Origin of the sequence: Micromonospora sp. KC721, from assembly GCF_004348355.1 — a bacterium.
Lineage (GTDB): Bacteria > Actinomycetota > Actinomycetes > Mycobacteriales > Micromonosporaceae > Micromonospora.
Map to the genome: position 1 here is coordinate 65,128 of NZ_SMJY01000007.1, position 8,901 is coordinate 74,028.

7 protein-coding genes and 2 pseudogenes are annotated in these 8,901 nt (G+C 72.1%); 2 read left to right on the forward strand and 7 right to left on the reverse strand.

All coding sequences use genetic code 11. The features are described 5' to 3' along the window. Positions 1-13: 13 nt before the first annotated feature. The 7 genes and pseudogenes from E1182_RS02660 to mqnE all read right to left on the reverse strand — a co-directional run bounded on the left by E1182_RS02660 (position 14) and on the right by mqnE (position 6,612). A complete protein-coding gene (locus E1182_RS02660) occupies positions 14-811 on the reverse strand; it encodes an ABC transporter ATP-binding protein (protein ID WP_132261013.1) in 798 nt (265 codons plus the stop codon). Further along, positions 808-1,911, reverse strand: a complete 1,104-nt coding sequence (locus tag E1182_RS02665; RefSeq protein WP_132261021.1) for an iron ABC transporter permease — start codon at positions 1,909-1,911, stop codon at positions 808-810. Before E1182_RS02665 ends, E1182_RS02660 begins: the two co-directional genes overlap by 4 nt. A 19-nt stretch (positions 1,912-1,930) precedes the next feature. Further along, positions 1,931-2,869 carry an ABC transporter substrate-binding protein gene (locus E1182_RS02670; protein WP_132261014.1) on the reverse strand — a complete coding sequence of 313 codons (939 nt, stop codon included), beginning with the start codon at positions 2,867-2,869 and terminating at the stop codon, positions 1,931-1,933. A 287-nt stretch (positions 2,870-3,156) separates the two neighbouring features. Further along, positions 3,157-4,479, reverse strand: a pseudogene (locus E1182_RS02675) (M14 family metallopeptidase); the annotation flags it as partial. Between the two features lie 169 nt (positions 4,480-4,648). Next, the gene (locus E1182_RS02680) at positions 4,649-4,933 is read right to left on the reverse strand and encodes a DUF4229 domain-containing protein (protein ID WP_132261016.1); all 285 of its coding nucleotides are present in this window, start codon (positions 4,931-4,933) and stop codon (positions 4,649-4,651) included. A gap of 45 nt (positions 4,934-4,978) precedes the next feature. After that, the gene (locus E1182_RS02685; RefSeq protein WP_132261017.1) at positions 4,979-5,401 is read right to left on the reverse strand and encodes a hypothetical protein; all 423 of its coding nucleotides are present in this window, start codon (positions 5,399-5,401) and stop codon (positions 4,979-4,981) included. Between the two features lie 41 nt (positions 5,402-5,442). Beyond that, positions 5,443-6,612, reverse strand: coding sequence for an aminofutalosine synthase MqnE (mqnE, locus tag E1182_RS02690; RefSeq protein WP_132261018.1), 1,170 nt, complete (start codon positions 6,610-6,612; stop codon positions 5,443-5,445). A 241-nt stretch (positions 6,613-6,853) separates the two neighbouring features. Between mqnE and E1182_RS02695 the strand changes: the two genes are divergently transcribed. Both E1182_RS02695 and E1182_RS02700 read left to right on the forward strand, forming a co-directional pair. Beyond that, positions 6,854-8,425, forward strand: coding sequence for a C40 family peptidase (locus E1182_RS02695; protein WP_132261019.1), 1,572 nt, complete (start codon positions 6,854-6,856; stop codon positions 8,423-8,425). A 138-nt stretch (positions 8,426-8,563) separates the two neighbouring features. Further along, positions 8,564-8,901: pseudogene (locus E1182_RS02700) on the forward strand (hypothetical protein); the annotation flags it as partial.

Genomic DNA, 8,901 nt, shown 5'->3' on the forward strand with positions numbered 1-8,901 from the left:
GGCCCCAGCGTCGTCAGCGGGCTCGGACGGGGACGACGAGGGGGCCGTGCTCGCCGGGAACGACCCGGACGCGCGCCCGATAGTGGGTGGCGAGCAGTTCCTCGGTCAGCACCTCGGTGGGCGGGCCGGCGGCGACCACCCGGCCGTCGGCGAGCAGCACCAGACGGTCGGCGTACTCCCCGGCGATGGAGAGGTCGTGCATGGTGGCGAGCACGGTCAGCTCGTGCTCCCGGCGCAGCTGGTCGACCAGCTCCAGCACCTCCTGCTGGTGGCCGATGTCCAGCGCGCTGGTCGGTTCGTCGAGCAGCAGCAGGCTGGCGCCCTGCGCCAGCGCCCGGGCCAGGAAGACCCGCTGCCGCTCCCCGCCGGAGAGGGTGGCCAGTTCCCGGCCGTGGAAGGCGGCCAGGTCCAGCCGGTCGAGCACCTCGTACACGACGGCCAGGTCGGCGGCGGACTCGCGGCCCAACGGCGGGATGTACGGGGTGCGACCGAGCAGCACGTAGTCGAGGACCGACATGCCGGCCGGCACCACCGGGGACTGGGCGACGGTGGCCACCACCCGGGCCCGCGCGCGGGGACGCATCGCCCGCAACGGCGTACCGGACAAGGAGACGGCGTGCCCGGCGGGGAGCAGGCCGCCGACGGCCCGCAACAGGGTCGACTTGCCGGCGCCGTTCGGGCCGATCACGGTGACCCACTCTCCGGTGGCGACGGTCAGGTCGACACCGGAGAGGATCGGCGCTCCGCCCAGGGTGACGTGCAGGTCGCGCACCTCGACTGCCGGGGCGCTGCCGGTGCCGGCCGGGGTCACGACAGCACTCGCCGGGCGGTGCGCAGCACCAGGACGAAGAACGGGCCGCCGAGCAGGGCGGTGACCACACCGATCGGGATCTCGGCGGGCGCGGCGGCGGTCCGGGCCACCACGTCGGTGAGTGCCAGGAACGCCCCGCCGAAGAGCATCGACAGCGGCAGGATCACCCGGTAGCTGGACCCGGCGAGCAGTCGTACGGTGTGCGGCACGATGATCCCGACGAAGCCGATCAGCCCGGAGGCGGAGACCGCGGCGGCGGTGCCCAGCGAGGCGGCGGCGATCAGCAGGTAGCGGGAGCGCTGCGGATGCAGCCCGAGGCTGGTGGCCTCGTCGTCGCCGACGGAGAGCACGTCCAGCTCCCGACGGTGCAGCAGCACCACGACGGCGGTCAACAGGAAGTACGGCAGCACGAGCAGGACGTCGTGCCAGCCGGCCGTGGCGAGCCGGCCCAGCAGCCAGGAGTAGACCTGCTGGATGCTGTCGGAATGCCGTTGCAGCAGGTAGGTCTGCCCGGCGGAGAAGAACGCCGAGACGGCTACCCCGGCCAGGATCAGGGTCGCCGGGGAGCGGCCCTTCCCGCCGGCCGCGCCGAGCAGGTACGTCAGCGTCACCGCGCCGAGCGCGCCGAGGAACGCGGCCAGCGGCACGGTCACCGGCAGCCCGGCCAGCGGGTCGGTCGTACCGCCGAGCGCGATGACGGCGGTGACCGCCAGCCCCGCCCCGGCCGCCACGCCGAGCAGGTACGGGTCGGCCAATGGGTTGCGGAACACCCCCTGGTACGCCCCGCCGGCCAGGGCGAGCAGCCCACCGACGAGCAGGCCGAGCACCACCCGGGGCAGCCGGAGTTGGGTGACGATGGCGATCTCGCCGGCGGTCAGCCCGCTGTCGAGGTGCACTCCGGGCAGCAGGTTGAGCAGTTCGGCCGCGACCCGGCCGGGCGGCATGCTGACCGGGCCGAGGGAGACGCCGGCGACCAGCGCGACCAGCACGGACAGCACGGCGGCGGCGAGCCACCGTTTGCGCAGCCCAGCCGGGCGTGCCGTACCGCCGCAGGTGGTCGCGGCGGGCGGGCGGACCGGTCGGGCCGCCGTGGGCCGCACCGTCACCGACGACGGACGGTCATGCGGGCACCTTGGCGACCGCGTCGACGATCGTGCGGAGCTGGTCGACCACGCGCGGACCCCAGCGCGACGCGATGTCGTCGTCGAGGGTCACCACCTGGTTGTTCTTGACCGCCTTGAGTCCGGCCCAGCCGCTGCGCGCCCTGACCGTGTCGGGGCTCTGCTGGCAGCACTTGGCGTCGGCCAGGAAGATGAGGTCGGGGTTCGCCTTGACGATCACTTCCTGGGAGAGCTGCGGGTAGCCGCCCGCCTTGCCGTCGGCGTCCGCGGCGTCGGCGATGTTCTCCAGCCCGGCGAGGGCGTAGATCGAGCCGATGAAGGTCTTGCTGGTCGCGGTGTACAGCTCCGGGCCCAGCTCGTGGTAGTAGGTGAGCTTCGTCGACCGCTGCGGCAGGTCCTTGGTGAGCTTGGCGATCTCGTCCTTCATCCGCCGGGTGACGTCGGCCGCCTCGGTCGGGTGCCCGGTCAGCGTGCCCAGGTCGGTGATCTGCCGGTAGCTGTCGTCCAGGGTGGCCGCCGCCGGGGTGAGCAGCACCGGGATCTTCAGCGCGGTGAGCTGGGCGACGATCTTGTTGGTGTCGTTGGCGAGGACCACCAGGTCGGGGCCCTTGGCCGCGATCGCCTCGGCGTTCGGCTGGAAGCCGGACAGCTCGCTCCTCGGTGCCTCCGCCGGGAAGTTGGATTGGTCGTCGACGGCGGTGACCTGCGGGCCGGCGCCGATGGCGAAGAGCATCTCGGTCGCGGTCGGCGAGAGCGAGACGATCTTCTCGGGCCGCTTCTCCAGCGTCAACCGGCCGACGGTGGCCGGGAAGGCGGCGCCCGTCGAGCTGCCGCCGGTGGCGGGGGTGTCGCTCGGGGCCTTCTCGGCGCAGGCGCCGAGGGTTAGCGCGGCCAGCGCGAGGGCGGCGGCGAAGAGCCGAGGGGTACGGCGGGACATGGTCCTCCTGTCGGTCGAGGTGGTGCTTCGCCGACCGGGACCGCTGCGCGTGCCCGTCCGCGAGGCGCCCTTCCTCGAGAGCGCGGGTCGCGACCGGCCCGCAGGCGACCTGGCTCGTCCCCGCCGTTGAGGCGGGGCATCACAGTTGCGGGACAGCGCCGGTTTCGCACCGGTTTCGCTGCGGGCTGATCGCTGCCACGGTAGCGCATGACCAGCGGAGATCGTTCCGACGGGAGGGTGCCGGTGGGGCCCCGAGGGGTGAAGGCCCCACCGGCGGACCGGGATCAGCAGTACTGGGCCTGCTTGCCGATCGCCCGGTACGGGCAGTCGGCGTACTCGGAGAGGAGCAGCACCGCGTCCTTGTTGCGGGCGGTCTCCCGGGGGATCACCTCGTCGGGCGGGTAGAAGCCGCCGCCGCTGCCGGACGATCCCGGGTACATCTCGAAGGTGTACGCCCAGATCTTGTGGACGCCCCACATCCAGTCGATGCTGGTGCCGTCGGCGACGTACAGGTCACTGGACTGTTCCGGGGTGTAGCCGTTGGTTGCCGCCATCTGCCGGCCGACGGCGGCGAAGGTGTTGTACTGGTCGGCGGTCATCCCGGTGGCGGTGTTCGCGGTGGTGTAGCCGTACGGCCAGAGCACCAGCTGCGAGTAGGTGTGGAAGTCGATGTTGGCCTTGATCTGCTGCACGCCGCCGACGACCCGGCTGTTGACGAAGTCCCGCAGCGCCCGCGACTCCGGCGCGGAGAAGGCCGACGGGCCCCGGTAGGTCAACGACGAGGTGGAACCGGACGAGCCGCCGCAGCAGCCCCACTGGTAGCTCCAGTTCCGGTTGAGGTCGGTGCCGACGTACGACGAGCCGCTGTTGGGCTGCCGGTTCTTCCGCCAGGAGCGGTACGACCCGGTGGCGATGTCGTACTCGCTGCCGTCGGGGTTGACCGTGGGCACGATCCAGATCTCGCGGGTGTTGACGGCGTTGGTGACCCGGGAGTCGGTGCCGTAGCTGTCGGTGAAGAGGTTGAGCAGGTAGATCGCCATCTCGACGGTCAGGTGTTCGCGGGCGTGCTGCTGGGCGTTGAACAGGATCTCCGGCTCGTTCTCGTCGGTGCCGACGTTGTCGGAGATCTTCACCGCCATCAGGTCGCGGCCCTCGTACGACCGACCGATGCTGATTTTGCGGGCGATCGTCGGGTGGTCGGCGACCACCTTGTTCACCACGGCGGTCAGCTCGGCGTAGTCGTGGTAGTTGGCGTCGGCGGGCGGGAAGGCGAGAGTGCCCGCCTCGCCGCGCTTGTGGGGGTCCACCGTGGTGTCGGGTACCAGCCGGAAGCCGAGCCGGGTGATCGCCGCCGCCTCGGCCCGGGTGGCCGAGATGTGCAGGATGCCGTGCTCGGAGTAGTCGATCGAGGCGCCGGTACGGGCGACGGCGTTGCGGTCGGCGAGTGTGCGCGGGCCGAGCACCCGGTACGCGGCGCCGGAATCGGATTCCGGCGCGGCGACCGGCCCGGGTCGCGCGGCGACCGGCCCGGTGGCGACGGTGACGAGGCCGAGTCCCACGGCGATGGCCAGCACCAGCTGGTGTCGGATGGGAGACGTGCGGAAGGCCATGGACAACCTCCTGGGGAACGGGGCGATCCCGTGTCCGCACACTCCACCAGAGTCACATGGTCATATCAACATCCGTCGCTACGATGCCCCATCCCAGCCCGATCCTCCCGCCGGCAGTTGTCTTCACCTCCGCCGGGGCGTGCGTAACTTTCCTTCAACGAGGTGTCGGTCAGGCGCGGGGCTGGTCGCCGGGTTCCTCGCCGGCCGGCTGGTCGTCGCCGGCCAGTGCGGCGCGCAGCCGCTCCTTCTCCGCGCGCCGGCGCTCGGCCGCGACGGCCAGATCCTCGGCCATCTCGTCCCGCCAACCGCGCAGCAGGAAGAACGAGGCCGCGGCGGAGAACACCAGCGCCAGCATCAGCTTCAGGAAGATGTTCACCTCGACCGGCCACAGGGCCAGCACGACCACGACGAACAGGCCGATCCGGCCCAGCGTGTACTTGACCGCCGCGCTCACGTTCCCACTCCGTTTCTCCGCGCACCGGACGCCCGGGGCGGTGGTTCAACCCGTCCGCCGGGCCAGCCAGTGCACGCCCTCAAACCAGAGCACCGCGTACAGCACGGTGAACGCCGCCGCCGCCAGGCCACCGGTGGCCAGCGGCGCGAAACCGGCGGCCAGCCCGGCCACCAGCAGCCCCCCGACCACCGCGAGCACGCCGGCAGCCAGCGCCGCCACCACCCGGGCCGCCCCGAACTCCCAGGCCCGGAAGTCGTCCCAGAACAGCCAGGCCGGCAGGATGACCGCCAGCCAACCGTTGGTACGGCCGAACTCACCGGCGCCGATCAGGGCGAACGCCCAGTCGAAGAGGACCAGTGCCAGCACACCGATCAGCCAACCGGCGAGACTGACCCCGAGCAGGTCACCCAGGGTGAGCACCCGCCCGTCGGCGTCCCGCCGGGGAAACCCGGCCCGCTGCTCGGTCATCGCGCCCGTCCGGTCATGATGCTGTGAGGATACGGGTGGGCTCAGGCCCAGACCTGCTGCGGCTCGGCCCGCCGCTCGGCCAGCGACGGGGCCGGATCGTACTCCCGGACCACCTCGTAGCGGGTGTTGCGCTCGACCGGCCGGAAGCCGGCGTCCCAGATCAGGTGCAGCAGGTCGTCGCGGTGCATGGTGTTCGGGGTCCCGTACGAGTCGGCGTCGTGGGTGATCTTGTATTCCACGACCGAGCCGTCCAGGTCGTCCACCCCGAAGTTCAGCGAGAGCTGCGCCACCGAGAGACCGTGCATCACCCAGAAACACTTCACGTGCGGCACGTTGTCGAACAGCAGCCGGGAGACCGCGAAGGTCTTCAGCGACTCCGCCGGCGAGGCCATCGTGGTCCGGGCCTGGATCCGGTTACGGATCTTGCCATCCGCCGAGTCGACGAAGTCGTGCTGGTAGCGCAGCGGAATGAAGACCTGGAACCCGCCGGTCTCGTCCTGGAGCTCGCGCAGCCGCAGCACGTGGTCGACCCGGTGCCGGGGCTCCTCGATGTGGCCGTAGAGCATCGTCGACGGCGTCTTCATCCCCTTCGAGTGGGCCAGCCGGTGGATACGCGACCAGTCCTCCCAGTGGCAGGCGTGGTCGACGATGTGCTGGCGGACCTCCCAGTCGAAGATCTCCGCTCCACCGCCGGTCAGCGACTCCAGGCCGGCGTCCATCAGCTCGTCGAGGATCTCGTCCGCGCTCAGCCCGGAGATCTTCTCGAACCACTGCACCTCGGTCGCGGTGAACGCCTTCAGGTTGACCTTCGGCAGCGCGGCCTTCAACTCCCGCAGAACCTTCGGGTAGTACCGCCAGGGCAGCGTCGGGTGCAGGCCGTTGACGATGTGCAGCTCGGTGAGCTGCTCGTCCTCCATCTCCTTGGCCTTGCGGACGGCCTCGTCGATGCGCATCGTGTACGCATCCTTCTCACCCGGCTTGCGCTGGAACGAGCAGTACGCGCAGGAGGCGGAGCAGACATTGGTCAGGTTCAGGTGCCGGTTGACGTTGAACATCACCCGGTCGCCGTTGAGTTCGGTGCGCCGATGGTGCGCCAGCCGCCCCAACCAGGCCAGGTCGTCGCTGTCGTAGAGGGCGACGCCGTCGGCACGGGTCAGCCGCTCCCCGGCGTACACCTTCGCTTCCAGCTCGCGCTTGAGTCCGGCGTCCATCGAAGCCACTTCCTTCCACCTGCGGTCCCGTCGAGCCTACGTCGCACCCGCGACCGTTCCGCAGGACGGGCACCGGCAGCGGCGACATTCACCGGACTCCCAGCGTCCCGTTACCTGCGCACGCATCGACATCGCTGCCGGGGTGCGGTAAGACAGGATGGGGGACGGAACTACTCACCGGTACCGTTCCGTCCCGCCGCGTCCATCCGTACGCGGCGACACCAGCCGGACGGGGAGCCACATGGTCGACAGCGGGCACGGGCGACGGCGGCGCGCGAAGCGGAGCCCGGTCGTCTCGCCGGTGCTGCGTCCCGCGCTCTGGTCCGCCCTGCTCGGCGCGGTCGCGGCAATGGCGCTGGCCACCCCCGCCTACGCCGATCCGCCGCTGCCCAACGCGGTCCCGGACACCGGCTCCCGCCCGGTCGTCACCGGCGGCCTGCAACTGCCCGGCTCGTCCACCACCCTTCCCGGCTACCCGGTCATCGGCCTGCCCGGCGGCAACACGCCGTCGGTCGGTGGCGCCTCGGCCGGCCCGCTGATCGCCCGGATCAACGAGCTGGAGGTGCAGCTCGGCCAGCTCGGTGACCAGCTACTCGAACTACGCCAGCAGCGCACCGACGCGCAGACGCAACTCACCGCCGCCGAGCGGGAGCTGGGGCTGGCCCGGGAGGCGCTGGCCCGGGCGCTGGAACAGGCCGACGAGGTCGCGGCCGAGGCGGTCAAGGCCGCCGCGGCGCTGCCGCCCGGCGAGATCGCCGCCGACCTGCACGGGCTGGACCGCCTCCAGCGGATCACCCGGGGCGAGCAGGCCGCGGGGACGACCACCGCCGCGGCCGGCGAACTGTCCCGGGCCCGCACCGCCGAGCAGGTCGCCGCCCAGGCGGTCACCGCCGCGAAGGACCGGGTCCGCCGCGCAGGCGAGCAGTTCACCGCGGTGGAGAAGGCGCTGCGGGACGCCGAACGCAAGCTGGTCAAGCTCCGGGCGGACAACCAGGCGCAGCTCATCGAGCTGGAGCGACAGCAGGAGGCCGCCGAGCAGAAGCTGGGCGAGGCGTACGTCGAGGGGCAGAGCAGCAACGGCCTGATCGCCAACCCGCAGGCGTTGGCCGCCGTCCGGTACGCGCTGGCCCAGCTCGGCGACCCCTACCTGTGGGCGGCCGAGGGGCCGAACCGGTTCGACTGCTCCGGCCTGATGTGGACCGCGTACCGGTCGGCCGGTTACTACGGGCTGCCCCGGGTCTCCCGCTACCAGTACTACGCCACCCGTTCCCGGACGGTGGACCGCAGCGCCCTGCTCCCCGGCGACCTGGTCTTCTTCGCCTCGGGGGCCAGCTGGACGACCGTCCACCACGTCGGGATGTACCTCGGCGGCGGCAAGATGGTGCACGCTCCCCGCAGCGGCGACGTGGTCAAGATCTCCACGGTTCCCTGGTCCCGCCTGTACGCGGCGACCCGGGTCGTCGGCGCGGTGCCCGCGCCGGCCACTCCGTCTCCGAAGCCGACCAAGCCGGCTCCGAAGCCGACCGGCTCCGGGTCGCCCAAGCCGACCCCGTCCCCCTCGACGTCGCCGAAGCCGTCGCCCAGCGTCACCCCGTCGCCGTCGGCTCCGAGCACCTCGCCGCCGCCGACCCCGTCCCCCTCGACCAGCCCGTCTGGATCCACCCCGACGCCGTCGTCCAGCTCGTCGCCGGCCGGCCAGCCGAGCCCGGAGACCAGCAAGGCCGAGCCGAGCACCTCCAGCCTCGCCCCGGAGACCAGCGCCTCGGCGTCGGCCTCGGCGAGCACCAGCGCCTCGGCGAACACCAACGGCTGACCTGCCGCGGCCACGCCGGCTCGCCGTCCGGTACGCACTACTGCTGTGCTGGCGGGGTGTCATGTGGCACGGTGGCACTCAGGCACACCTTTCTCCGACGCCACGGAGGTGGGTGCGAACGCGGCGCGGAGGGTGAGCATGGGCGAGCAGAAGGTTCCGGCGGAGACGGTCGGCTCGGCCGGACCGTCCGCAGTCGACTCCGTCGCCACGGCCGGCCCACCCGACACCCCGGCAGGCTCCGTAACCGACCGGCCGGTGACCGCCGGCACCGGCACGGGCGGTGCGGCCGTGCCGGCGCAGCGGGTCCTCGCCCCGCCGACGGCTGCCCGGGCCAGCGCCACCGTGCCGGGGGACAGCCGGATCCGCGCCGACGAGGCCGCCGGGGCGGCGCAGGCGATCGCCCGGGCCGGCGGTGCCGCCACCGTCTACCGCGCGACCCCGGTGAACCCGGAGCCGCCCGAACCGGCGCAGCCGCC

Excerpts from the sequence above, each read along its gene's own strand:
- E1182_RS02685 (WP_132261017.1), bottom strand. The coding sequence starts at position 5,401 with ATGACCGAGCAGCGGGCCGGGTTTCCCCGGCGGGACGCCGACGGGCGG.
- E1182_RS02695 (WP_132261019.1), top strand. The coding sequence starts at position 6,854 with ATGGTCGACAGCGGGCACGGGCGACGGCGGCGCGCGAAGCGGAGCCCG.
- mqnE (WP_132261018.1), bottom strand. The coding sequence starts at position 6,612 with ATGGACGCCGGACTCAAGCGCGAGCTGGAAGCGAAGGTGTACGCCGGG.
- E1182_RS02670 (WP_132261014.1), bottom strand. The coding sequence starts at position 2,869 with ATGTCCCGCCGTACCCCTCGGCTCTTCGCCGCCGCCCTCGCGCTGGCC.